Source organism: Shewanella avicenniae (genome assembly GCF_017354945.1).
Classification (GTDB): domain Bacteria; phylum Pseudomonadota; class Gammaproteobacteria; order Enterobacterales; family Shewanellaceae; genus Shewanella; species Shewanella avicenniae.
In genome coordinates this window covers 3,564,767-3,591,400 of record NZ_CP071503.1, presented here as the reverse complement: position 1 = coordinate 3,591,400, position 26,634 = coordinate 3,564,767, and the positions used below count along the sequence as shown (strand labels likewise).

Genomic DNA, 26,634 nt, shown 5'->3' with positions numbered 1-26,634 from the left:
GCGCACTTGATGTTGTGCGCACAAATTCACAAAAAGGATTACTCATGCGTATCGCTCTGGCTGTCGCCTTGGCGCTTTCATCTTATGCAGTTGTTGCAGATGAAGGTCAATGGCAACCTTACCAAATGCCCTCAATCGCCGATAAGCTAAAGGAAAGCGGCATCTCAATTCCCGCAGAACAACTGGCGGATCTTAGTCAATATCCAATGAATGCCGTTGTTGGTTTGGGCTATTGTACAGCCAGTTTTGTTTCGCCAAAAGGGCTGGTGGTCACTAATCATCACTGTGCGTTTCGGGCGATTCAGTATAACTCCAGTGAAGACCATGATTACATGAACGAGGGCTTTCTGGCGCGCACAATGGATGCCGAACCATCAGCAGGCCCTAATGAGCGTTTGTACGTCACTGAAGAGGTGAAAGACGTCACTCAAACTGTGACGACAGACCTACCAGATGCAGCATTAGCGCGTTACCAAGCCATTGAAGATCGCAGTAAAGCGCTGGTGAAGCAATGTGAAAGTTCTGACAACTACCGGTGTAATGTGCGTAGCTTTCACGATGGCTTGGAATATTACCTGATTAAACAGCTGATCATTCGCGACGTGCGCTTAGTGTATGCGCCAGCAGAAAGTATCGGTGCCTTTGGTGGTGATATTGATAACTACGAGTTTCCGCGTCACAGCGGTGACTTCTCCTTCTTGCGTGCTTACGTAGGCAAAGATGGTCAGCCTGCGTCATATAACAAAGACAACGTGCCCTATCAGCCAAAGAGCTTTTTGAAGATCAATGGCAGTGGCGTGAAGGCCGGCGATGGCGTATTTGTGGCGGGCTACCCAGGTCGCACCAGCCGTTACAAATTGCCGTCTGAATTGAAGTTTGCCAGCGAATGGGAATATCCGCAGCAAGCTAAACGTTATCAAGCGCGTATCGACACCATCACTGAGATGGGCAACGCCGATAAAGCGATTGAGATCCGTTACGCCGGCACCATGGCCAGCATGGCGAACCGCATGAAAAAACTGAACGGTCTGCTGGATGGCTTCCATAAAACCGACATTCTAGGCATTCGTGAGCAGCAGCAAACTGCCTTTATTGATTGGTTAAAACAGCAGAAAAACAGTGACACATTGGCGCAAATTGAGGCATTGGAGCAACTGCTGAGCCAGCAACAACACGCCTATCAGCAAGAATTCTTCTTTGATAACGTCAGCTCTTCAACGCTATTAGATACTGCAATTCGTTTATACCGGTTAGCAAAAGAGCAGCAAAAGCCCGATGCCGAGCGTGAGCCGGGATATCAGCAGCGCGATCTGGATATGTTTGCCTCAAGGCTAAAGCGTATCGACTCTTCATTTGCGCCGAGCGTTGATAAAAAATTGTGGCTGATGGATTTGACCAGTTATATCAATCAAGATGCGCGCATTGCCGCATTTGATAGCTGGTTGGCCGCGCAAAAAACGCAAAACTTACCTGAGCTGGTCGATGCGCTGTATCAAGCCTCAGAACTCACCGACCAAGCTAAGCGCCTCGCATGGATGGAAAAAACGCCAGCTGCGTTTGAACAATCCAGCGATCCGTTTATTCAGCTCGCGGTAAAACTGTATGACACCAATATGCAGTTAGAGCAGCAACATAAATATCTGGCCGGTGAACTGTCGGTTGCGCGCCCAGCTTACATGGCGGCGATCATTGCATACAACAAGGCGCAAGGTAAGCCCGTTTACCCAGATGCCAACGGCACGCTGCGGATCAGCTACGGCAAAGTGGACGGCTATCAATCGCGTGATGCGGTGTACAAACAACCGTTTACTCGCGTAGAAGGGATTTTGGAGAAGAATACCGGCGTAGCACCGTACAACTCACCGCAAAAACTGTTAGATGCCATTAAAGAACGTCGCTTTGGCAAGCATATGGTGAAGAGTGTTTACCAAGATGATCGTTCTTGGTTATGTCGGTTAGTCTCTTGTGATGCCGCACCCGAGCAGTTCAACTCAGTGCCGGTCGACTTTCTATCGAGTGTTGATACCACCGGCGGTAACTCAGGTTCACCAGTGTTTAACGGCAAAGGCGAGTTAGTGGGTTTGAACTTTGATTCCACCTACGAAGCCATTACCAAAGACTGGTTCTTCAACACCTCAATCACCCGTGCAGTGCATGTCGATATTCGTTACATCCTGTGGATGATGGATGAAGTCGATCACGCCGATAACCTGCAGCAAGAGCTCAGCGTTAACTACAGCAATTAAGCACAGTTTTGTTACATTAAATGCCCTAAGAGACCCTGAATAACTCAGGGTCTTTTTGTTGTTAACTAATTAATATCTAAATATAAACATATTAAAAACAAGATTGTCACATTAGGTGTTACTGAAATACTTTCTTACGTATTTTTGAATAGGCGTTATTGGCTGAAATTTTGTCAATTTTGTAGCTGCTAGTTAATCAAATCCGTTCAATCTGAGTGACGCTTGGGAAGTCGATATGCCAATTTTTCTTTGTATTTCAATATAAATTGTTGATATTAAATGAAATTGCTGTTTTATATCCTTGAGTGTTAGATGGTTGTGAGGAGCTGAATGTGTAGCGTTCGAAATGTTAATCTCAACAAATCTAGCAACAATGTTTGTATTGTCTATTTTATCGCGCGATGTGTTGATGTTTTATCAATAAAAATCGTCATTGGTTAATAATTCGCATTAATTTTGCATTATTGCTTATCAATCATGATTTTCTCGCGTTAAAACCTCTGTCTAGGTTTATCAATCTAATGTTGAACAATGTTAAATAAGGGTGTAAACATTAACACCGTTGTGCGTTATCGTATCAACTTGAAAACAATTACTAAAAGCCATGTCCGGCAGCAAGGAAGAGCAAGATGATAAAAAAACAGTTTAGGCGGTCGCTTATCGCTGCCTCAGTGTCAACATTGTTCGCAATTAGTGTTCCAACATTTGCAGCAAGTAACACTGACGGTACGATTCAAGGTAGTGTGCTTTCTCAAACTGAGGCCCCCCTGAGTAACGCCTCTATCTTAATTAAAAACAAAGCCACAGGTTTAACCCGTAGCATCACTACTGATGCTACCGGTAAATATCGTATCCCTCGCTTACCTATCGGTTCATATACCATCACAATTACCGCTGACGGATATGATGAAAAGGTAATTGATGATGTGATGGTAACCATCGGTGGTAACGCAGAAGTTACCTCGGTGATGAACGTTGAAGGTATGGAACGTCTTTCTGTAGTAGGAAGTCGTGTAGCCGCGTTTGATACCACTTCATCAGAATCTTCTCTGGTGATCAGCCAGGCTGAAATTGAGCGTTTGCCTTTGCCAAAAGACGTAACCAGCGTTGCACTGTTGGCACCAGGTACCACTCGTGGTGATGCTCGTTTTGGTAACTTTGCTTCGTTTGGTGGCGCATCAGTCGCTGAAAACGCATTCTTTATTAACGGCTTGAACGTAACCAACTTCCGTAACGGTCTTGGTTTTTCAAACGTTCCATTTGACTTCTACGACCAGTTTGAAGTTAAAACCGGTGGTTACGGTGCTGAATTTGGTCGTTCGACCGGTGGTGTGGTTAACGCCGTGGTAAAACGCGGTAGTAACGATTGGGAATTTGGTGGCAACGTTCGTTGGCGCCCGGATTCACTGAGTTCTAACGCACCGAACAGTTACAACTCAAATGGTGATTTGTATATCGATAACTCAAACGATAGCAATGACCTGTATGAAGGTAACATCTACGCATCTGGTCCATTGGTTAAAGATAAATTGTTCTTCTTCGCCATGTACCAACCACGTAGCAATAAGTCAGATGCCATCACTAACCAAGGTGATTGGGAAACTTCTAGTAAGTCTGATAACCCATTCTGGGGTTTGAAATTAGACTGGAACATCGCCGAAAACCACACCTTGGAATTCTTAGGCTTCTCTGATAAAGACAAGTCAACAACCAAGACTAATGTACTGTCAACTGGCTTAGCATTAAGCCCTGCGGTTGATGAGTCTGGTGGTGATAACTATGTGCTGACCTATACCGGTCAATTAACCGATGATTTCACCGCTAAGCTGCTGTATGGCATCAACAAATACAGCCTAGCTTCAACCACAACCTCAGACGTGATGGATCAATGTAACATGATCATCGACACGCGTGACGTTGCTGAGTATTACTACAACGGTTGTGTGTCTTCTGACGCTTATTTTGTTAGTGAAGGTGAAGACGAGCGTAAAGAGTTCCGCGCTGACTTTGAATGGGTGATTAACGAATCACACACTTTGACCTTCGGTTATGACCAAGAAAACAATAAATCTAACAGTAACCAATTCTACACCGGTCCAGGTGGTGTTTACTGGGTTTACTACGACGTAGGTAACCCTGCTGTTGGTGCTATGTTGGCCAACGGTACCCGTACTCCAGTGGGTGTAACTCAATACGCGCGTTCACGTCAGCGTACTGTGGGCGGTGACTTTAAAGTTGAGTCTCAAGCTATCTACATTGAAGATACTTGGAGTGTGACTGATGACCTGACCTTAAGCATCGGCTTACGTTGGGATTCATTTGACAACATGAACTCAGTAGGTGATTCATTTGCGAAAATTGATGACATGATCGCGCCTCGTATTGGTGCTTCATGGGATATCAATGGCGACGGTGAATCTAAACTGTTTGCGAACATCGGTCGTTACTATCTGCCGATTGCAAGTAACACCAACGTTCGTTTGTCAGGTAACGAATTTGACGTACGTCAATACTATGTACTGGAAGGCACTGGCGCTGATGTTATCAATGGTGCAACTGTTCCAACACCAATCTTAGGCGATAAAATTGGTGGTGACTCAGTACTGGCTGATGGTGAAATCCCAGATACTCAAGCGATTGTTGACCAAGAGCTAGACCCTATGTACCAAGATGAAATCATCATTGGTTACCAAGCGATGATTAACGAAGATTGGTCATGGGGTATTAAAGGTACTCAACGTAAGTTGAATGGTGCAATCGACGACATGACTATCAGTCACTGGACTGAAGACAAGTATGGTTGTGAACATCCAGGTGGTGGCGGTTATGTACTGGGTAACCCAGGTAAAGACATGACTGTTAAACTGGACACCGATTGTGATGGCGTGGTTGACACTATGGAAACTATTCCTGGTGCAGAACTGCTTTATCCAGAAGCGGAACGTACTTATAACGCAATCGACCTGAACTTGGCTCGTGGTTGGTCAGATGATTGGACCATGAACGTTACTTATACTTGGTCACAAAGCTACGGTAACACCGAAGGTTTGGTGAAATCAGACAACGCGCAAACCGACGCTGGTTTGACCCAAGACTTCGACTTCCCAATCCTGATGGAAGGTGCTGATGGCTATCTGCCTAACGATCGCCGTCATATGTTGAAGGTGTTTGGTGCTTATGCCTTGACTGAAAATCTGACCGTCGGTGCTAACTTAAGCGTCGAATCAGGTCGTCCACGCAACAAGTTCGGTATCGGCAGCCCATCAGGTATTCCTGACTACGGTGACACCTACTACACAATGAACGAAGACGGTAGCTACGACTACAATCCTCGTGGTAGCGCAGGCAGAACTGATTGGGTTTACCGTTTAGACTTGTCAGCTTCTTATACTTGGGAAGTGGCTAAAGATCTGGATGTTATCCTGAAAGCCAACGTATATAACGTGTTCAACTCTTCTGCGAGCATTCGTAAGTACGAGTACTTTGAACTAGGTGATCCAGGTCAGTTGGATGAAGACTACGGTGCAACCACTGCGTTCCAAACGCCACGTTATGTTGAATTTAGCGCGAGCGTGAAATTCTAGTACTGCTGATATAACAGCATCATTAACGTTGTATCTTTTAAAATCCCTACTGAGTAGTCAGTAGGGATTTTTATTTGGTTGCCATTTCGATTTAGCGGCGATTGAAAGCATCGCATCTGCGTCGAAGTTTCAATAAAATGCTGCTTGTCTTTCACTGTTAAAATCACCCATGACCTCGACAACTTCTATCGCGGCGCAGCCATCATTCGTTGTTTTGCCTCAGCAGCATACGGCAGACACTGTGCTGGAGTTTTTGTGCGAGCATTTTGCACAGATTGGTGCAGATGTGTGGCAAGCACGGGTACGTGATGGCAAGGTGCATTGGCAAGATGGTGAGTTGATAAGCCCCGATACGCCTTACCGTCCTTGTGCGCGGGTGTATTACTACCGCGAGGTAGCGGCGGAAGCGGCTATTCCGTTTAGCGAGCAGATCCTCGCGCAGGATGTGCACAGCCTGTTAGTGTTTAAGCCTCACTTTTTGCCGGTGACACCCGGTGGTCAGTATGTGAATGAATGTTTGATCAATCGATTGCGGCGCCGTTGTGGCATCGACACGATTATTCCTGCTCATAGGTTAGACCGCGATACTGCCGGAGTGATGTTGATGGCCGCCACCGTCGAGAGTCGTGATGCGTACCATGCATTATTTCGCGATGGCAATATTCAAAAAACTTATCAGGCGGTGGCTCAACTCACACCAGAATTGGCGGCGCAATATCCAAATGGTGTATTAGCTACACCACGTTTTTGGACTGTGCGTAATCGCATTGAGGTGGGTAATCCCACTTTTACCATGCAATGTGTGCAAGGCAAACCCAATAGTCATTCTGAAATCTGCTTACTGACGGTAAAAGACGGATTAGGATTGTTTGCACTGCGCCCCATCACCGGCAAGACCCATCAGCTGCGCTTGCATATGGAGGCGTTAGGGATGCCGCTACTCAATGATCGTTTTTATCCCAACTTGCAGCCCAAGCAAGCTGATGATTACCACAAGCCACTTAAATTAGTGGCGTATCATTTAGCTTTTATAGACCCTTTCACGCAGCAACATCGCGAGGTGCGCTGCGCAGGTTTTGAGGCTGAGTTTGAGCTTGCGCCACTGACAAGTTCACCTTGGGTTTGATCGGGTCTCAGGCATATAAATCAGGCTATTGCGCTGAAGAAAGCTGAGTGTATTTCACTAACTCTGCCATCGTATGTACTCCCAATTTTTTCATCGCATTGGCGCGATGAACCTCAATCGTACGCAGTGATAAACACAGGTTTTCAGACATCTGTTTATTGGTATTGCCGTCGATAAGCAGTGCGACTACTTGCTGTTCTCGTTGAGACAGGCTGCTATACAGGGTTTGTAGTTGCTGCTGTTCATAGGTGCGTTGGCTGAAGTCGAGCGCTTTGGCAATGGCGGCGGCTAACTCTTTACCATTCACAGGTTTTTGGAAAAAGTCACAGGCGCCTTGGCGAAAGGCATCGACCGCCATTGGCAGATCGCCGTGACCGGTTAAAAAGATAATCGCTAGCGGGCTGTCGTGCTGGATAAGTTGTTGCTGTAATTCTTGGCCACTTTGTTTGGGCATGCGGCTATCGAGAATCACGCAGCCGGGCTGGTGCCACGCGGCTTGCTGCCAAAACTCTGCACCACTCTCGAAGCTAATCAATTGATATTGATACTGCTTTAGCATAAATGTCAGTGAGTCGCGGATTGCCGCATCATCATCGACCAAATACACCACAGGGTTAGCTGACATCGCATAATCTCCCGCTCGTTTTACGCCAGACTAACGACTAAATATCTATCACAGCAACAGTAACTGCCCGCTTTTAGAGACTGATCACGCGCTAAATATGGGGATCTGCAGTAGCTCATAGAATTTGGATTGATTGCTCAGTAGGCTAAACATTATTCAAAATAGGTGGAGCTGACTGATTGCGTTGCTTACTGTGGCTGTTGCTGCTCGGTTACTGCATTAAGGTGTTTGCCAATACCACGGATGCGGAGATGGGCGACTATCCCATCGAGGCGACCTTCCGAGTTGGGGTGCTGGCCAATCATGGCGTGAACCAAGGCATTATGCGCTGGCAGCCCATGATGGATTATCTCAGCGACCGCCTGCCCGGTAATCGCTTTGAGGTGGTGCCACTCACGTTTAAGCAGATGGATCAGCAACTGATCGAGCATCGTATTCAATTTATCGTCACTAACCCTGGGCAATATCTTAATCTTTCCAATCAGTTACCGCTTTCATGGTTAGCAACCATGCGCAGTCGCAAACACAATGGTGCCACTTATGCGATTGGCTCGGCAATTATCGTCCGTGCCGATAGCGCGATTCAAACCATTGCCGATCTGCATAACAGCACTATTGTGGCAACTGATCCTGAAGCTCTCGGTGGCTACCAAGCGACCATAGGCTTACTCAATAAAAAAGGGTTTGAGGGCAACCGCTTCTTTGGCACTGTGCATTTTTTGGGATTTCCGCTGGAGCCATTGGTGTACCAAGTACGTGATGGTTCAGTCGATGCGGCGATCACCCCGTTTTGCACATTAGAAGAGATGGTGGATGAGGGCCTAATCGGGCGTGATGATTTTCGGGTGATCAACGGTCAACGCTTGAAAGGCTACGATTGTGATACTAGCACCACGCTGTATCCTAACTGGTCATTTGCGGCGTCAGATTTGGTGCCGAGTCCGATTACCCAAAAACTGACGCAGGCGCTGTTCGAGCTCTCGGCCGATTCGAATGCTGCGATTACTGCCAGATTAATGGGCTGGACGTCGCCGGTGAGTCAGCTAACAGTCATCCGTTTGTACGATGAACTGCAGTTGCAAAACAATCCGCCACCACTGTATCAAGTCGCGGTCGATTGGTTTAAACGCCAGCGTCAATGGGCGTGGGCGTTGCTATTGATTATCGTGGGTGCTCCGTTTTATCACTTGTGGCTGGAGTATCGTTTTCGGCAAAAGAATGAACACTTGTTGGCCGCCGAGCGGGAGATTAAAGAGAAAGAGTTGCAGCTGGAGCGGATGCAAAGTGCCGCGATTGTAGGCGAAATTGGCGCGGGGTTAGCGCACGAGCTGAACCAGCCGATTGCGGCGATAACCCAATACAGCGAAGGCGCGTTGATGTTATTGCAACAGCAAGCTCAGCCGAATGCGCTGCCGAATGAATTAGCCCAAGTGCTCGCCAAAATTCATACTCAGTCGTTACGTGCGGGGGGCGTGGTGCATCGTATTCGCGGCTTGCTAAAGCAGCGCCGCAGCGGCTTTCAATTTTTGTTATTGGGTGAGCTGTTAGAGGATGCGTTGGTACTGCTTCATAAGTCATTAGAGCAGCATCAGATTGAACTCAAGGTCACCATTGAGGGCGAAGCCACGAGGTTTTACGGCGACAGTGTTGGCCTGAGCCAAGTGTTGGTGAATCTGCTAAAAAATGCTATTGATGCGATGGAAGATAATCAAGATGAGCGGCAGTTGCTGGTTCAACTGCATTATCAAACTGCGGCACCAGTAGAACAGCAACAAAGTCCGCATTCATGGTTGCTGTTGCAGATTACCGACTCAGGTAGTGGCTTAAGTAAGCCGGTTGAAGCGCTGATGCAGTCATTCGCATCTACTAAAGAAAATGGCTTAGGGCTGGGCTTGGCGATTTGTCGTGATGTGGTGCTGGAGCACCATGGCGTGTTGCAGCTAAAAAATCGGTCGACGCAACGCGGTTGTGAAGTGAGTTTATGGCTACCTTATTTTCCTGAACAAGGGCAACAGTAACCACAAACTCAATATGCGCGGGAATTGCAACGCTAGGGTTAGCGCAAGGCTGCTACCAGATGCCAACGGCGGCGCAGAAATTCCAGTGCTAAACCTGCCAGTAGCCCAATCGCTGCATTAAATGCCAAACTAAATGTTGCAGTTACCGCAATCACCACCATACAGAATGGCCGACCATCAATCAGTCGTTTTGACCAAGCCAGTTGTAACCCTGCGGTTGAAAGCAAACTGCCCAAAATTGCCATCGGGATCAGGCTTAATAGCCACGCCACGGTTTCGCCCCAACACAAGGCAATCATCAAGCAGAAACTACCAAAAATCAGCGGTGCCCACATTTTGCGTGCGCCAAAGTGGTATTGCACCGCAAGGCCGCCCGCGCCGTGGCACATCGAAATCGAACCTAAGGGGGCTAACAACAAATTGGCAAAACCTGAGCTGGTGGCAAACGCTTTCGGGGTAAATTTCGCTGCATCTTCCGGGAATTTATCTTTCGCCATAAATGACGAGGCAATCACCGCGTTAGTCAGCGTCATTGCCAACTGCGGCAACACCAGCAAGGTTAATGCACTTTGCCAGTCATTCATTGCTGGCCAGCCAAGGTGCCAAGCGGTGTCGTTAAACTGAAATTCTGCGCTGTTATCGCCCAGATGATATTGCCACAACATGCCAAGCACGATGACCAGTGGCATAGACAGGTAGCGCAGTGGCAAGAAGCGCGCGAGGAAGATCACCGCAAACGCGCCAAAGCCAATAAGTGGCGATAGCGACATCATCTTGGCGCCCATCCACAACAGCTGTAACCCAATCGCAAACTGAATACCGATCGAGATCGCTTGAGAGATCTGTTTCGCCAACCACTCAATTGCGCCGCTGTAGGCCAGTGCAAGCAAAATAAGTCCCATCAACATGGCGCTGGCTTGCATCATGCCCGGGCTCAGTCCCTGCGCGATCACCAAGGCGGAGATCACTTTCATGGGTTGTACCGGGATCGGACGACGATAAAACAGTGCTACGCCAAAGCACATGACACCGAAGCCAAAAAAGATACCTTGAGGGGAAAATTGGTTTAACGCGATAAGGCCAAGTACTAACGGGAGAAAAGTCCCCAAATCCGCAAAGGCGCCAGTCAGTTCACCAACAAACTGATTCGCTGATTTTGCGTTACTTGAGTCAGATGTCATAGAGGTTGCCGTTGTGAAAGATAACCGTCAATGGCAAGTATAGTGCCAATTTTGATTATCTGCGCCGGCGCTAAAATACCAAATTAGTAATAATTATCCATTCATAAAGTAGGGGATTAGGACATATTGTTTAAGCAGTTGGACGTATTGTCTGAAATAAAAAGCCAGCCTGAGAAACCTCATCAGGCTGGCAAGCAGGGTGGAGAGCGTTTACTTGGCGTGACGCGCGCCAGACTTCACTTTCATTGGATCACCATCGTAACCGAGGGCTTTCCAATCCAAGCGACCTTCAGCAGAGTGACACTCGCTGCATTTCAGTGCTTGTTCCTTTGGTGACACCATGTGATTGATGCGCCACCACATTTCAGTTGGAGCGAAGTCGAACTCACCGCTATAAGACACGCCGGCGGCTTTCATCGCCTCGCTGGCATCCATACCGAGACGGATCGCCTTATCCCAATCGAAATCTGACCAATAGCCGCCTTTACCGTAGGTTTTTGGATTTAAGAAGATGTTGTTCTTCTTATCGTAAACCTGTTTACCGATGTGGACTTTAAAGGGGTAGATACGGGCTTTAGCGTCGCTGATGTTACCCAATGGATACGCCAGTTTGGTGACTTTGGTTGGGTCCATCTTGTCGCCGGCCATATAGGCATCGGCATGACCGTTGTACCAAGCGTAACTTGGTTTCACCATCTTGCCCCAAGTGAAGCTGCCTTTCTTCTTCAGATACGTGTGACGACCAAATTCATCTTCAGATTCAGGCAGATCTTTACCAGCGGTAGACCAATCCCATGTCAACTTGGTGGCTTCTTCGCGAGCAAAGAATGGAATGTGACAGGTTTGGCAAGCAACGGTTTCCACGTGAGCATTCAAGCGCTTATTGGCGTGTGGGGCTTTATCGTGGCAGTTTTCACAACCGATATGATCTTCACCGCCGGGTGATACACCCATGGCGTTGCCGCTGATCTGGTGCCCAGTGGTTTGGTGGCAATCTTGGCATTTGAAATCATTGCCATCGGCGTTCATATGGACGTCGAGAGACTTGCTCGGATAGGCCATTGAGGAGTCCAAATCGCCGTGTTTAACCGCATCACCACCGCCGCCGTAGAAGTGGCAGCTACCGCAGTTATCACGTACCGGTTTGCCGACGTTTTGGGCGATATTCACCAGGTCGATATTCTCCATGGCTTCACCCGCAACGGTTTTCACATAGCTGCCGGTGGTGTCGTGACAGACTAAGCAATCCACTTTGGTTTTATCTTTAAAATCAAAACTGTTGTCTTTCCAACCATAACCCGCATGACACACGGTACAACGTGGTTCGTTGCCGGAGATTGACACACAGAAGTTGTTAATTGCGTTTTTCTTACCACGTTTAACTGTGCGATCTGGCAGCTTCTGCTCTAATTCCCAAGTCCAGTGTGAGCTGGTCATAAAGTCAGTGGCTTCTTGCTCGTGACAGGCTAAGCACGCTTCAGTCACTGCTGAGCCGTTGGCAAATGGGCCTTGCAGAACATCTTGGTGAGGGCCTGCGGCGTAACTGCTGCTCGCGGCTAATGCCAGCAATAACAGTAAATGTCGTTTCATCATGTTGCTCCTGCCTCGGCGAACCGAGGCGCTCGATTAGAAGTTCACGGTGAGTGAGGCGTTCACGTCGTATGCCTTATCAACCACAGGCAGCAGTGAGTAAGCGCGCCCAGCGATGACATCGCTCACTTTTTGCGGCGCACCCACTGGGGTGCCACTGCCGGTGTAGTCATAGTCGTAATACAGGCCAGCCAGCTTGATGAACATCTTCGGATTCACATCAAAGATGTAGTAGCCTTCAACCACGTGGCCACGGGTGGCTAACTTGCTGCCGATAGGGTCGTCTTGCGCTTGAGTGAATGGGGTCCAGTATTTAGAACCGTAGTTATACTCAAGGCCTACTTTGCCGTAAGGTGCAGGGATCTGCATGCCCACATACACCCCGTAACCGTTGTGGCTGCTGTCATCGTCGGCGGTAGCTGGGCTCATAATGATTTCAGTACCGTCAGCGTTTAACTCGGCAGTGAATACGGCGTCAGACAACATGCCACCAAACATCCCGGCGTTGCCGTTACCGTTGGTTTGGGTCCAACCAAAGGAGGCGAAAAACTTCTGTTCGTCATCGGATTCGTAGGCATAGCCGATGCCGCCCAAGTACATATCGCCAATCACACCACTTGGTTGTACGCGAGTCACAAAGTTGAAGCTGTCGAACTTTTGCAGATCTTGATACATGGTTGGCGCAAAAATGCTGGCCAATTGGTTAGGGAAGGCGATAGTGCCTTTGAAGCCATCGTTGATGTCTTTGGCGCCAAACAAGGTTAACTGCAGGAAGTGGTTGCCATCGTTAATCACGTCAATGTTAAAGCCACCCAGGTGGGTATCTTTGGTGACAGTGTCGCCAAACAGTTCGCCATTGCCCCATTGTGATTCAAAGCCTTGGCCGTAGCAGAAGCGCACAACCATGCCTTCAACATCAAGCAATTCACCCAGTTTGTAACCTAAGGTCAAACCATCAAAGTTGAAGTTAACTAAGTGGCCAGATGGGGTGCCGCCACGCAGTTCGTTTTCACGGTATTGGCTAGGAGGACCATAAGTAGATGGACGACGACCAATCGATAAATAGAAGGGGGAACCGCCGATATCACGCCAGTCAAAGTAGGCGCGTTCTACCCGCAACCAATCGCCGGATGTGTTACCCGAGTTGGTGCCATCCATTGAGAATGAACGCCAAGAATCAAACACTTGCACGCCAGTGCTATCACCCCAGTTTTTGTACATGCTCAGGCGGCCAGCAAAGTCGACGTTGTCCCACACTTTTGCCTTGAGGTTGAGGCGTAACCGAGTGGTGTACAGCAGATCATTATCGATATCTTGGGTTTCTGGGTTGGCTAAAACGTACGGCATCACCCCTTGCAACATGCCGCTCTGAAACGCCATGGCCAGATCGGGATTGGCGGTCATCATCTTGCCTAGCGGTGAGTTAGCATCCATAGGATTGCCATATTCACCTGCCATAGCGCGCATACCAAAATCACTGAAGTTCACTGCAATCGCAGGATTCCAGGTCACGTTTTGGTAATGCAATGAGTGTGCTTTCACGCGGAAATCGCCGCTCAGTACGATGCGGTCGGTAGCGCTATGGCGTTCGTTTTTCGAGACGCGAGTCGTCAGATCTTCTAACTCCTCGGTAAGATCCGCCAGCTGCTTTTTCAACTCGGCAATTTTGGCAGAATCCTGTTGATCGGCGGCATAAACAGCAGGGGCAGCCATCACGGATAACCCTAACGCCTGTGCAACAACAATCGCGACAAGAGTGCGCATATTCTCTCTCCTGACCGGTGATCCGGTCTTTTTTAGGCAGCAAGTGTCCCTGAGGCTGAGCCCCATTATTTTTTACTGCCTTCAATTAAATTGGTGTGGGTGACGAACTAGCGTGGTTTGGCTTAACCACACGTTTGTGGTTGTGCTGAGTCCACCGCATGGTCATACAGGAACTGTTGAATATCCTTGATATCTTGCTCTGACAGTTTTTCAAACACTTCGGGTTTAGCGCCGTGCTTGTCTTTGTCAAAGAAACGGTCCCATTGCGCCATGGTTTTGCTCATTGGGGTGATCTCCCCTGCGGCGTCACTTTTGCTATGGCAAACTTTGCACTCTTTTTTGTAGAGATGTTTGCCCTTTTTAGGGTTTCCACCTTCCGCCGCGGTTGCGCCAACAGCGAATAAAGCGGCCAGCAATACCACACCAAGCTGGAGTTTAGTTTTCATCATCGAGTCCTCATATTGCGTATTTTAATGCTCATTTCTTTAGCGAAATGAATTTTTGTTTTTTTAACGGTTAACAATTTAGCAAAGGTATAAATGTGAAGATTTGAGGCTGATCACTTTCATGAAATTTTTCTAATTGATAAAAATTTCATTGAAAAAAATCTAATTGATAAGAATTTTATGAATTAATAAATCTAGTAAAATCATTAAGATGAAATAACTTTAATAATTCATGATAAATAAATATACCCAGGCTTAATGGCATTTTTTAATAGTGACCAAGTTAACATTTGTGAAAATGGCGCAATAAAAAAGATTGCCAGCGAAAATAAAATTGGTTGGATTTAACATTAATTTAAAATGTTATTTCGTTCACATTTAAATCAATTCTGTGAAATAGCCTAGTGTGTTAGATCACAGTCATTTCACCATTGTGGTTTACCACAATACCGATAATTTCTGAGTGGATTAACAATACGCTCGAATACACAGGTAACTGCGTAAGTTACCGAAGCAAAATTCAAAAGTGAGCGACTCATCTTCTGAGGAAGATGTTGGAGGTTAACCATGATTAAGCTTGATCGAAGGGCCTTTCTGAAAGGCGCAGGAGCCAGTGGGGCGGCTTGTGCATTTTCAGGGGGGCTGCCCGGCTCCATTGCCGCAATGGGCGCTGAGCCACTCAAAGGCAGTGCAACCGCCGTCAATAGCATGTGTGAAATGTGTTCAACTCGCTGTCCAATTTCGGCCAGAGTGGTCGATGGCAAAACCGTCTTTATTGAAGGCAATAAAGCGGCCAAATCCTTTGGCGGTAAGGTGTGCGCCCGTGGTGGTGCTGGGCACAGCTTACTCTACGATCCACAGCGGATTGTGAAGCCATTGAAGCGTGTCGGCGAGCGTGGCGAAGGTAAGTGGCAAGAGATCTCCTGGGAGCAAGCCTACGCCGAAATTGCTGAAAAAATGCAGCAGATCAAGCAACAACATGGCGCAGAAAGCGTGGTGTTTTCGTCTAAATCTGGCTCTGAGCATGGCTATGTGTTTGATCTCGCCAAAGCCTACGGCAGCCCCAATACCTTTACTCACTTCTCGCTTTGCCCCGGTGCTTATGGTGTCGCAGCGCAAGTGATGTTTGGCACTAAGGTCAAACGCGATCTTGGCAACAGCAAATACATTATCAACTTTGGCCATAACCTTTACGAAGGCATCAACATGTCGGAAACCCGCGGGTTGATGAAGGCGCAGATGGAGAAAAGCGCCAAACTAGTGGTGTTTGATCCGCGGTTTTCAGTGGTCGCCTCCAAAGCGGACGAATGGTATCCGGTCAAACCCGGCAGTGATATTGCCATCGCATTGGCGCTGAACCATGTGCTGATTGCCGATAATCTTTACGACAAAGCCTTTGTTGAACGTTATGTCGCGGGCTTTGAACAGTTTGCAGCGCAGATGCGTGACTACACCCCTGAATGGGCGGCAAGCTTAACCGATGTGTCGGCCAAGGACATTCGCCGTATTGCCCATGAGCTGGCCAAAGCTGCACCCCATGCGGTGGTCGATTTTGGTCACCGCAATACCTTTACGCCAGAAGAGTTTGAACTGCGCCGCGCCATCTATGCCGCCAACGTGTTGATTGGCAACTTTGAGCGTAAAGGCGGCATTTATGCCGGTAAAAAAGCCAAAACTTACAACAAGTTTGCCGGTGCTGATGTGGCCCCGAGTCTGGCAAAACCTGGGGTGAAAATCCCAAGTCCGACTGCTGAACGGATCGACACCTACGATAAACAATTCAGCCTCGTTGCCAGCATGGGCGGGGTGTATCAATCGATTCTCGATACCTTTGAAACGGGCAAGCCTTATCCAATCCATGGCTGGATTATGGCGCGTACCAATCCAATGCAAACCATGACCGACAGAGCGCGCATCGAAAAAGTGCTCAAAGGGCTCGATCTGGTGGTGGCCTGCGATCTGTATATCAGCGAAACCGCGGCTTACGCTGATTATATGCTGCCTGAGTCAACCTATCTGGAGCGGGATGAAGAGATTGCCGATAAGTCAGGTAAGAACCCTGCCTATTATGTGCGCCAACAAGTGGTTGAGGTGATTGGCGATACCAAGCCAGCGTGGCAGATCTTCCGCGAATTAGGCATCAAATTGGGGTATCAAGACTATTATCCATGGGACGATATTCATACTCTGCAACTAGCCCAAGTCCATAAAGATTATGCGTTACTGAAGCGCATTAAAACAGAGGGTTATGTCAGTTTTGGTAAGCCGCTGATGCTGCGCGAACCAAAAATGGTGGCCGACTTTACTGCGGAATTTGCCACTGCTATCGCGGCTGACGACGATGGCAGTTATGGCTCGCATCTGAAATTTAAAACTCCAAGCGGCAAAATTGAGCTGTACTCCGACACGGTTGAAGCCCTTGTTGCTGGACGCGGCAACATCGTCTTCCGTGATGTCACCCTCAAGCAACCCGATGAGCTCTACTTTATTCAAGGCAAAGTCGCGGTACACACCAACGGTGCCACGCACAATGTGCCGATGCTGGCCAACTTAATGTCTGACAACGCGGTGTGGATCCATCCCAAAACGGCAGCCGCACGCGGTATTGCCGATGGCGATAAGATTCGGCTGACCTCAAGTGCTGGCAGTGAAGAGGGCAAGGCATTGGTCACCAAGGGCATACGTCCCGATACGGTTTTTGCCTACATGGGCTTTGGCTCGAAGAACCGCGAACTCACCCGTGCCACAGGTAAGGGGATCCACTGCGGTAATTTGCTACCTCACCAAACAGCGCCTATTAGCGGTATGTGTGTCCATACCACCGGCGTGAAATTGGAAAAGGCATAAGGGGAGGCCAACATGAATAAGCGATATGTCATGGTGCATGACGAAAACAAATGCATCGGCTGTCAGGCGTGTAATGTCGCCTGCCGTACTGAAAACGATGTGCCCGATGGCGTAGCAAGATTGCAAGTGCGCGTTGAAGGCCCCTTTGGTGAGATGCCTAATCTGCACTACAGCTATGCGCGCATCTCCTGCCAACAATGTGAGGATGCCGCTTGTATCAAGGTTTGCCCAACTGGCGCAGCCTATCGCAATGATGATGGCATTATCACCATCAACAAAGATAAGTGCGTGGGTTGCCAATACTGCGTGGCGGCGTGTACCTACAAAGTGCGCTTTATGAACCCTGTCACTCGGGTAGCCGATAAATGTAACTTCTGTACCGATACACGCCTGAAACGCGGTGAACAACCGGCTTGCGTGACCGTGTGTCCAACCAACGCCTTGGTGTTTGGCGATGCCAACGATGCCAGCTCCGAAGTGGCACAAATCATCGCAACTCGCGCAACTTACCGCGACAAAGTCCATCTGGGCGCAGAGCCTCGGGTGTATCGAATTCCCGCCAAAAAAGGAGGAATCGCATCATGAACAATATTTGGGGCGACATGAGCCAATATGATCCGGTGACTTGGCACTGGGTAATCGCGGTCTATCTGTTTCTGGCGGGGTTGTCCGCTGGGGCGGTCATGGTGGCATTGGCGCTACGCTGGGCCAAAGGCGAACAGTTTGAAAGCCCAATTATCAAAGCGGCGGCACTGGTGGCACCGCTGGCGATCTGTTTAGGCATGCTGTGTTTGGTGTTTGACCTGACCAAACCGTTCCACTTCTGGCTGATTTTGATTAACTACAATCTCAGCTCAGTGATGTCGATTGGGGTGATTGCACTGCTGCTCTACATTCCGCTGACCTTTGCCTATGCGCTGCTGGTATTCCGTGCGCCATTAGCCAACTGGCCGCTATTGGGCGGAGTTGCCGAGGCGTTGCTTGGATGGCGCAAACCGCTGGAAGTGTTGCTGTTTGGCTTAGGGATTGTGGTGGGCGCTTACACTGGCTTTTTGATCTCTGCCATGAATGTGTACCCGATGCTCAATACCGCAATTTTACCGGCGCTGTTCTTGGTGTCAGGGATTTCTGCAGGTGCAGCGGCCAATGCCTTAGTCGCATTGATTTGGTTTAAAACCGATAGCCATAGCGCCGAAATCAGTGGCTTGCATAGGGTTGAGCTGCCTGTTGTGGGTATCGAGATGCTGTTTCTGCTGATGCTGTTCTCCGCGCTGTACTTCAAAGGTGGTGCGGCAGCATCGGCGCTGGCGTCACTGACCACGGGCCAATGGGCAGTAGTGTTCTGGGCGCTGGTGGTTGGGGTGGGCTTTGGTATTCCGCTGTTATCACGGTTACTCCCTGCCGAGCTGCGTCATGGCAAAGGCGTGACCGTATTAGCGGCCTGCGCCAGTTTGACCGGAGTATTGGCACTGCGGCACTTCATTTTGTATGCCGGTCAAAGCTATATCAGTTAAGCGCCGCGTCAGTTAAAAGCGACATCCGTGAAACGCAAGCTAAGTTAGTTGTGGTTGTTAGCGTCTTTGAGCCCGCCATTGCGGGCTCTTTTTTTACCAGCTTAAACAGGATTTAACTGTTAATACCAAGACGTTGAGGCTACAAAGCGCAAGCGTAAATTGACGTGTGCGGCGCCGGTCAATATAAGGCACGATAAAATTCGACACCCAAAATCCGATAAATACCGCTGGGACGAGCACCAATGCCAGTAATAGATGGTGCCAATGTAGTTTGCCAACGCACAATAAGATCAGCAGGCTGAGCAAACTCGCAAGCGCAAAAAAGGCCGACAGTGCCGCACGAAACTTACCCGCATCACGCCCCGTAAGCAGCAGCGCCATTGGTGGGCCGCCAATGCCAGCAATAGTGCCAAAAATCCCCGAAAAGATACCAGCGATAAACATGGTGACTCGGTTCACCGCAATACTGTAGTGCTTTACATTGAGCAGAATCGCAATTGCCACAATCGCGGCAATCATTAAGCCCAGTACAGGCTGCGGTGCCAGCAATAATAAAGTGGCGCCAATTAAGCCGCCGGGAATACGCCCCACTAAGCCCCATTGCAAGCCATTAAATTCAAGATGGCTGCGTTCGCGCACTAGCGTGAGTAACGAGATAGTGAATCCCATTAAAATCACTGGCACAGGAACCAATTCAGGGTCAACAATATAGAGTAGCGGTGCGGAGACAACGGCTAGGCCGAAGCCGATGAGGCTTTGTACCACAGCCCCAGAAAAGATAATCAGCGAGGCGAGTAGCAGCGTGGTGGGGTCGATAAGTGACTGCATGATGATAAGTAAGCATTAAAGCGGTCAAAGACCGCTTTAATGATTAACGGCAAGCGTTATTCTAACTCTTCCCATTCAATGCCCATTTCGTCCATCAGACGTTTGGCATCGGCAGGAATACTATCGGGTTGATCCTTACATAGATCGCCATCGTTCGGTAAGGGTTGACCTGTGTAAGCATGCAGGAAGGCTTCACACAACAGTTCGCTGTTGGTGGCATGACGTAAATTGTTTACTTGGCGGCGCGTACGCTCATCAGTCAAAATCTTCAGCACTTTGAGCGGAATCGATACAGTGATTTTTTTCACTTGTTCGTTCTTCTTGCCGTGCTCAGCGTATGGGCTGATGTATTCTCCGTTCCATTCAGTCATCGTTGCACCTGCTATATCTTAAATTCGCCGCCGATTTTAACCGCTAAAGGCAGCCAGTCAAATGTCGGTAGGCAAAAACTGTGTTGGATAGATAGAATTCTATACTTTTAGATGTCTAAACGTCTATATGCCTATTGACGATAGTGGTTAGCTTGGTAGAATTTAGACGTCCAGACATCTATAGATGTTGAACCGCATGCAGAGGAGTCGAAAATGACACAGCGGAAAATAGCAACAGCGGCTGTCCGTCAAGGGATTGAATCCGATACACAGCACGGGGCCGTGGTTCCGCCGATTTATCTTTCGACTAACTATGCCTTTGATGGCCACAAAAATCCACGTGCGTTTGATTACAGTCGTTCAGGTAACCCAACCCGTTCGATTCTCGGCGATGCGCTCGGTGAATTAGAACAAGGTTGCCCGGGCGTAATCACTGCCAGTGGTATGGCGGCGATTACGCTGGTCACCAGCTTGCTTGGGCCAAACGACCTATTGATAGTGCCGCACGATTGTTACGGTGGCAGCTATCGTTTGTTCACCAATCTGGCCAAGAAAGGCAGCTTTAAGCTGCTGGTGGTTGATCAAACCGATGCCAATGCAGTCAATCAAGCCTTTGCGCAAACGCCAAAAATGGTATGGATTGAAACCCCTTCCAACCCGTTAGTGCGGGTGGTGGATATTGCGGCGATGGCCGCTGAATGCCAAAAGGTTGGTGCGCTGCTGGTGGCGGATAACACCTTCTTATCCCCCGCGCTGCAACAACCGTTGACCTTGGGTGCCGATATCGTGGTGCACTCCACCACCAAATACATCAATGGTCACAGCGATGTGATTGGCGGTGCCGTCATTGCCAAAGATCCTGCGGTGTCTGAGCAACTGCACTGGTGGTCAAATACCCTTGGCTTGACCGGCGGCGCGTTTGACAGTTACCTCACGCTGCGTGGTTTACGCACTTTGTCATTGCGCATTCGCGAGCATCAAAGTAACGCCGAACAAATAGTTGCGTTATTAAGCAACAGCGATCAAGTAGACAAGGTATATTATCCAGGGTTGAAATCGCATCCCGGCCATGAGATCGCTGCCAAGCAACAAAAAGGCTTTGGTGCCATGCTGAGTTTCGAGCTCAAGGGTGGCGAGCAAGAAGTGGCGGCATTTTTAAGCGCACTTAACTATTTTTCAGTGGCGGAAAGTTTAGGCGGGGTGGAAAGCCTCGTGGCAGTTCCGGCCACCATGACCCATCGTGCGATGGAGCCAGCAGCTCGCGCTGAAGCTGGCATTAAAGAGACACTGATCCGCCTGTCGGTCGGTATTGAAGATCCGCAAGACCTGCTGAATGATATCGCTGCGGGCCTCGCTGCTGTTGCAGCTTGCTGAATATTGGAGCATTAAACGAGATGGCGCGTAGTCACTTGCATAAATTTGGCGGCTCAAGTCTGGCAGACCCAGATTGCTATCGCCGCGTTGCGCATATCCTGCTTACTCATGGACGCCCAGATGATTTGGTCGTGGTGTCGGCGGCAGGTAAAACCACCAATTTCCTCTACAAATTACTCGCCCTGCGCGAAGCCAAGCAGTTGTGGCAAGAAGAGCTGCAAGTGCTGATGAACTATCAGCAAAACTTGATTGAACAGCTGCTAGGCAACGAGCAAGCGCGGCAACTGCGCGAGCGTTTGAGTTCAGATCGCTCGCAGCTGATGACCTTATTGCAACTCGAGCAACTGAGCGAATACCAATGCAGCGAAGTGGTGAGCTTTGGTGAGCGTTGGTCCGCCCGTTTGATGGCGGCACTGTTACGTGAATCGGGCGTTGCCGCCAGCAACATCGATGCGCGACAGCTGCTGATTGCCGATGAAGGCGCAGTACCGAAAATCCGCACCGAGGCATCGCGCGAGTTGGTGCAAAAAACGCTGCAGGAACATCCTGATGAGCGCTTGGTGATCACCGGGTTTATCTGCGCCAACCCGAACGGTGAAACGCTGTTGTTGGGGCGCAATGGCTCTGACTTTAGCGCCACCTTGATTGCCAGCCTCGCCGATATCGATCGCGTTACCATTTGGACCGATGTCGAAGGGGTATTCAATGCCGATCCGAACAAGATCCAAGGTGCTAAGCTACTGAAAACCATGTCATTGGTTGAAGCAGATCGCTTGGCACGCCTTGGTTCGCCGGTGCTGCACTCGCGCACACTGCAACCGCTGTTTGACACTCAGGTCAGCTTAGCGGTGCGCTCAAGCTATGCGCCGCAAACCGAATTTACCCTGGTGACGCCGCAATGCGACGCGGCTAGTGCGCCAGTGGTGACTAATCTGGATGAAGTGCTGTCGATCACTTTCCAATTAGACAGTGAGTGGAATGCATTATTTGACGCCTTTATTGCCGCAGGGTTACGCCCGTTAGCGCATTGGCAACACAGCAAATTCCGCCATGAAGTGGTGTTCACCCCGGAACTGCGTAAGCAAGCCCAAGCGCTGTTGACATCCGTCAGCGCTGAGTTGCAGATTAGCGATATTCAAGAACATCTCGGCTTTGGCTTAGTCGCCTTGGTGAGCAGTGCCGCCGCGCAGTATCGTCGCAGTTTTGCCCGTTTGCTCAGCCGTGATGCGCGGCCGCTGTATCAAGATGAATTGAGCCTCGTGACCTTAGTGCCACAAGGCCAAGTGTCGCTGCTGACCCAAAAAGTACATCGCCGCTGTGCTGGACCGCGTAAACGCATCGGCATTATTGTGCTGGGTGTTGGCAACATTGGTGAAGCTTGGTTGAACTTGTTTGAAAGCGCGCAAAAGCGTTTGAGCCGTGAGCTAGAAGCCCAAGTTGAACTGGTCGGCATCGTGCGCTCGCGTGAAGCATTAGTGGATGATAACGGTATCAGCAGCAGCGATTGGCAAGCGCGGATGGCTAACGAAGCCACGCCGTATCAATATGATCACTTGTTTGAGCGCATTGAAACTCTGACCGCCGATGAGTTGGTAGCGCTCGACATCAGTGCCAGTGCGGCGCTGACTTTGCAATACCCAGAGTTTTTCAGCCGCGGCATTCACATGGTCAGCGCCAATAAGTTGGCCGGTTCTGGCCCGCTAACTTTCTATCGTGAACTGAAGCAGATGCTCAGTAACCGCCGCTTGTTCTGGCGTTATAACGCCAGCTGTGGTGCCGGTTTACCGATCCAACATGCGTTGAACGATCTGCATAACAGCGGTGACTCAGTGGCGGCAATTGGCGGTATCTTTTCTGGCACTTTGTGTTGGCTATTTGAACAATATGATGGGGTAAAACCTTTCTCTGAATTGGTGCTGCAAGCCAAGGGCTTGGGCATTACCGAGCCCGATCCGCGTGACGATCTCTCTGGCCGTGATATGCAACGTAAGCTGCTGATTTTGGCCCGCGAGATTGGTTTAGAGTTAGAGCTGGAAGATATTCAATTGAGTTCACTGGTGCCCGCTAATCTGGTGGATGTGCCGTTGGATGAGTTTCTGGCGCGCATGCATGAGATGGATGATGATTTGGCGCAACAGTTTGCTGCGGCCAATGAGCAAAACAAAGTGTTGCGTTACGTGGCGGCGTTGGATCGTTCAGGTGATAGCCTTCAAGCGGAAGTTTCATTGCAATGGGTGGAAAACTCGCATCCGTATGCCAACTTAACCCCTGGTGACAACGTATTTGTTATTCGCAGTACCTTCTATCAAGGCAATCCGCTGATCATTCGTGGTCCGGGGGCGGGGCGCGAAGTCACTGCTGCTGCGGTGCAGTCTGATTTAGTGCAGATCTGTAAAGATTTGTTGCAAGACTAACCGATTCGCCGTCTCAACCGCACGCGAAAAAAGCTCCTTCGGGAGCTTTTTTGTTGGAGATCAATGCCAACGCTTTGGGTAGGTTCAAGCCCAGTTAAAGATGCTAACAGTATGCTTATTAAAGAGAATTTACATTTGTGCTCTTGGTGATGGTCGACTGTGTTTGTATTATGAAAGTTCCAATGCATCATTGCTTAATGTCGATAAGGATATCCAATGAAATTCATCTCTGCTGCTGCAGCGGTTGTCGTTGCTGCCTCTACCTTGCCTGCTGTCGCGGGCGAAACGCACTTCAGCCTTACCGGTGGCTTGCCGTTTATGGTGATCCCCGAAGTCTCCTATCACCCAAATGACCAACAGCGTTGGTTCGCCAACTACAAAGTGGGGTTGGATGATGGTGTATCCGCCGGTTTTGAACAGGCAGTGGATGATAATAATCGCCATGCGCTGGGGATTGTTGCTGGCGCTCTTGGGGTGCGTAATGGCCATAAGGAATGGTGTGGTAGTGACAGCGAGTCCGGCAGTGTTGGTTATACGATGGGCTGCGCAATTGGCACTGCGCTTGCTGAACCCTTTGATAATCATACGGTAAACGGGCTAGGCGTGAGTTATAGCTATAACCGTCACGGCCTAAGTGAACGCGGCCTACGGGTACGGCTTGAGTGGGGCTATGGGCGGATCTCCGGTGCCGACTTTGATAAAGAGGGCTTCACCGGCGGCTTTGCGGTAGGTTATCAGTTCTAAATACTGTCAAACAGGCTGGTGCGAAAGCTGGTGAATCTCTCCTGGTTTTTTTATGGACAATTCAGCTAACTAGCGTAAGTTGAAGCCTAATGCACAACAGCTTAGCGATGTAGCACCATGGAACATGAAAAACTCAACTATGTTGAATTTGCCGCGCAAGATTTAGTGGCCACCAAAGCATTCTTTACGGCGGTATTTGGCTGGGCGTTTGTGGATTATGGCCCAGACTACACCGCCTTTAGTAACCAAGGCTTGGATGGCGGTTTTTATCAGGCTGCGGCGGCAAGTCAAACGGCTTCTGGTGGCGCGTTGCTGGTGTTTTATAGCGCTGATTTAGAAGCTACCTTGGCCAAAGTCGTCGCCAATGGCGGTGAGGTTATTAAACCTATTTTTAGCTTTCCCGGTGGTCGCCGGTTCCAGTTTTTGGAACCCAGTGGCAATGAGTTTGCTGTGTGGTCTGAGTAAAATAATGACGTTAGCTTTCGTAGCTAAATTGAGGGAAACAATGGACGGTATCGTCAGTTTAATTCTACAAAGTTTATCGGCGTTGCCGACGCAAGCGATGAAAGCGCTTGGTGAATCAATGCGTCGCTCAAGAATGTTAGTGGTGATGGTATTGCTGTCGATTGCCTTAATGCTGGCGTTTGGCTGGTTGATCTTTTCTATTTGAGCATCTCAGTTGGCCTAAGTACCTTGGCTTAGCGTACCCATCTACGATTTTAATCTCGCCAGTATCCATTCATTTCTTATTGCATATTCACATATTCGCAATTGTCCCCAATAAAAATTAACGACTCGATAGATCGCACGCCATTTATACTGTGATCTAGGCTGTTTTTTGCTTGACTTCAGTGTCAGTTTCTCTAGTATACAGCCATATAGACGTCCAAACGTCCAGATAGATAAAAATCGAGGAAGAATTCAACATGGCTTTTCATCACGCACAACACGCCAACTCACTCAACCAGAGTCTTGCTGATCTGAACGGTGATATTAATGTTTCGTTTGAATTTTTCCCGCCATCTACGCCTGAAATGGAAACCATTCTGTGGAATTCCATTCAACGTTTGGAGCCGCTTAACCCTAAGTTTGTATCGGTAACTTATGGCGCTAACTCAGGGGTGCGTGACCGTACCCATAGCGTGATTGAACGTATTCAGAAAGAAACCAACTTGGTGGCGGCACCGCATTTGACCCTGGTTGATGCGACGGATGAAGAGCTGTTAGAGCTGGCTAAACACTACTGGAACACTGGTATACGTAACATTGTGGCGCTGCGTGGTGATTTGCCTGACGGTAGCCCAAAGCCAACCCGTTTTGCCAATGATCTGGTGCGCTTGCTGAAAAGCGTGGCGGACTTTGATATTTCGGTGGCCGCTTACCCAGAAGTTCACCCTGATGCGCCGAATGCTCAGGCAGATCTGATCAATCTGAAACGCAAGATCGATGCTGGTGCTAACCGCGCGATCACCCAGTTTTTCTTTGATATTGAATCTTATCTACGCTTTCGTGATCGCTGCGTAGCCGCTGGGATAGACGTAGAGATTGTGCCGGGCATTTTGCCGGTGACTAACTTTAACCAACTGAAACGATTTGCTGGCATGACCAATGTGTCACTGCCTCGCTGGTTACATCGTCAGTTTGAAGGCTTGGATAACGATGCGGGCACCCGTTCACTGGTCGGGGCGAACGTTGCGATTGATATGGTGAAAGTACTGAGCCGTGAAGGGGTGAAAGATTTCCACTTTTATACCCTGAACCGTGCTGAGCTCACCTACGCTATCTGCCATACCCTTGGCGTAAGACCACAAAGCGCCGCTGAATAAGCGCTGCGCAAACTTTCCATAAACCCGCATTAGTTGCGGGTTTTTTATTGCTCTCTTGGTGTCATTTCGGCGCTTATTCCACCAATTGTAAAACGTGATCTAAATCTTCTTTAGAAAATTAGTATTTACTGTTTAC

Annotated in this window: 20 protein-coding genes; 13 read left to right on the top strand and 7 right to left on the bottom strand. The window is 49.0% G+C overall.

Going from position 1 to position 26,634, the window contains the following annotated elements:
* Positions 1–44: 44 nt before the first annotated feature.
* The 3 genes from JYB87_RS15785 to JYB87_RS15775 all read left to right on the top strand — a co-directional run bounded on the left by JYB87_RS15785 (position 45) and on the right by JYB87_RS15775 (position 6,956).
* A complete protein-coding gene (locus JYB87_RS15785; protein WP_207354403.1) occupies positions 45–2,246 on the top strand; it encodes a S46 family peptidase in 2,202 nt (733 codons plus the stop codon).
* Positions 2,247–2,875: 629 nt separating this feature from the next.
* A complete protein-coding gene (locus JYB87_RS15780; RefSeq protein WP_207354402.1) occupies positions 2,876–5,830 on the top strand; it encodes a TonB-dependent receptor in 2,955 nt (984 codons plus the stop codon).
* Between the two features lie 169 nt (positions 5,831–5,999).
* Entirely contained in the window at positions 6,000–6,956 is a 957-nt protein-coding gene (locus JYB87_RS15775) for a pseudouridine synthase (RefSeq protein ID WP_207354401.1), read from the top strand.
* A 25-nt stretch (positions 6,957–6,981) separates the two neighbouring features.
* Here the strand turns inward: JYB87_RS15775 and JYB87_RS15770 are convergent, their stop codons facing one another.
* A complete protein-coding gene (locus tag JYB87_RS15770; RefSeq protein ID WP_207354400.1) occupies positions 6,982–7,581 on the bottom strand; it encodes a response regulator transcription factor in 600 nt (199 codons plus the stop codon).
* 251 nt (positions 7,582–7,832) lie between these two features.
* Here JYB87_RS15770 and JYB87_RS15765 point away from each other — a divergent pair, with 251 nt between their 5' ends.
* Positions 7,833–9,599 (top strand): sensor histidine kinase, encoded by a 1,767-nt coding sequence (locus JYB87_RS15765; protein WP_407695852.1) that lies wholly within the window; start codon positions 7,833–7,835, stop codon positions 9,597–9,599.
* A gap of 38 nt (positions 9,600–9,637) precedes the next feature.
* Here JYB87_RS15765 and JYB87_RS15760 read toward each other — a convergent pair whose 3' ends face one another.
* The 4 genes from JYB87_RS15760 to JYB87_RS15745 form a co-directional block, all read right to left on the bottom strand.
* Positions 9,638–10,780 (bottom strand): putative sulfate/molybdate transporter, encoded by a 1,143-nt coding sequence (locus JYB87_RS15760; RefSeq protein ID WP_207354398.1) that lies wholly within the window; start codon positions 10,778–10,780, stop codon positions 9,638–9,640.
* Between the two features lie 210 nt (positions 10,781–10,990).
* The gene (locus JYB87_RS15755) at positions 10,991–12,370 is read right to left on the bottom strand and encodes a tetrathionate reductase family octaheme c-type cytochrome (protein WP_207356738.1); all 1,380 of its coding nucleotides are present in this window, start codon (positions 12,368–12,370) and stop codon (positions 10,991–10,993) included.
* Positions 12,371–12,406: 36 nt separating this feature from the next.
* Positions 12,407–14,134, bottom strand: a complete 1,728-nt coding sequence (locus JYB87_RS15750) for a DUF3373 domain-containing protein (RefSeq protein WP_207354397.1) — start codon at positions 14,132–14,134, stop codon at positions 12,407–12,409.
* A gap of 122 nt (positions 14,135–14,256) precedes the next feature.
* Entirely contained in the window at positions 14,257–14,583 is a 327-nt protein-coding gene (locus JYB87_RS15745; RefSeq protein WP_207354396.1) for a c-type cytochrome, read from the bottom strand.
* A gap of 564 nt (positions 14,584–15,147) precedes the next feature.
* Between JYB87_RS15745 and phsA the strand changes: the two genes are divergently transcribed.
* From phsA to nrfD, 3 genes are read left to right on the top strand one after another with little or no spacing between them, the layout of a single operon-like run.
* Positions 15,148–17,427, top strand: a complete 2,280-nt coding sequence (gene phsA, locus JYB87_RS15740; RefSeq protein WP_207354395.1) for a thiosulfate reductase PhsA — start codon at positions 15,148–15,150, stop codon at positions 17,425–17,427.
* 12 nt (positions 17,428–17,439) lie between these two features.
* On the top strand, positions 17,440–18,012 hold the full coding sequence (locus JYB87_RS15735; protein ID WP_207354394.1) for a 4Fe-4S dicluster domain-containing protein: 573 nt from the start codon (positions 17,440–17,442) through the stop codon (positions 18,010–18,012).
* Positions 18,009–18,941, top strand: a complete 933-nt coding sequence (gene nrfD / locus JYB87_RS15730; RefSeq protein ID WP_207354393.1) for an NrfD/PsrC family molybdoenzyme membrane anchor subunit — start codon at positions 18,009–18,011, stop codon at positions 18,939–18,941. Before JYB87_RS15735 ends, nrfD begins: the two co-directional genes overlap by 4 nt.
* A 93-nt stretch (positions 18,942–19,034) precedes the next feature.
* Here nrfD and JYB87_RS15725 read toward each other — a convergent pair whose 3' ends face one another.
* Both JYB87_RS15725 and metJ read right to left on the bottom strand, forming a co-directional pair.
* Entirely contained in the window at positions 19,035–19,769 is a 735-nt protein-coding gene (locus tag JYB87_RS15725) for a sulfite exporter TauE/SafE family protein (protein ID WP_207354392.1), read from the bottom strand.
* A 56-nt stretch (positions 19,770–19,825) separates the two neighbouring features.
* Positions 19,826–20,140, bottom strand: coding sequence for a met regulon transcriptional regulator MetJ (gene metJ / locus JYB87_RS15720; RefSeq protein WP_207354391.1), 315 nt, complete (start codon positions 20,138–20,140; stop codon positions 19,826–19,828).
* 213 nt (positions 20,141–20,353) lie between these two features.
* Between metJ and metB the strand changes: the two genes are divergently transcribed.
* The 6 genes from metB (at position 20,354) to metF (ending at position 26,498) form a co-directional block, all read left to right on the top strand.
* Entirely contained in the window at positions 20,354–21,514 is a 1,161-nt protein-coding gene (gene metB, locus JYB87_RS15715) for a cystathionine gamma-synthase (RefSeq protein WP_207354390.1), read from the top strand.
* Between the two features lie 20 nt (positions 21,515–21,534).
* Positions 21,535–23,928, top strand: coding sequence for a bifunctional aspartate kinase/homoserine dehydrogenase II (locus JYB87_RS15710; protein ID WP_207354389.1), 2,394 nt, complete (start codon positions 21,535–21,537; stop codon positions 23,926–23,928).
* Between the two features lie 216 nt (positions 23,929–24,144).
* Positions 24,145–24,672, top strand: a complete 528-nt coding sequence (locus tag JYB87_RS15705) for a hypothetical protein (RefSeq protein ID WP_207354388.1) — start codon at positions 24,145–24,147, stop codon at positions 24,670–24,672.
* A 117-nt stretch (positions 24,673–24,789) separates the two neighbouring features.
* Positions 24,790–25,137 carry a VOC family protein gene (locus JYB87_RS15700; RefSeq protein WP_207354387.1) on the top strand — a complete coding sequence of 116 codons (348 nt, stop codon included), beginning with the start codon at positions 24,790–24,792 and terminating at the stop codon, positions 25,135–25,137.
* A gap of 40 nt (positions 25,138–25,177) precedes the next feature.
* Positions 25,178–25,342 carry a hypothetical protein gene (locus JYB87_RS15695; protein ID WP_207354386.1) on the top strand — a complete coding sequence of 55 codons (165 nt, stop codon included), beginning with the start codon at positions 25,178–25,180 and terminating at the stop codon, positions 25,340–25,342.
* 256 nt (positions 25,343–25,598) lie between these two features.
* On the top strand, positions 25,599–26,498 hold the full coding sequence (metF, locus tag JYB87_RS15690; RefSeq protein ID WP_207354385.1) for a methylenetetrahydrofolate reductase: 900 nt from the start codon (positions 25,599–25,601) through the stop codon (positions 26,496–26,498).
* Positions 26,499–26,634 lie beyond the last annotated feature (136 nt).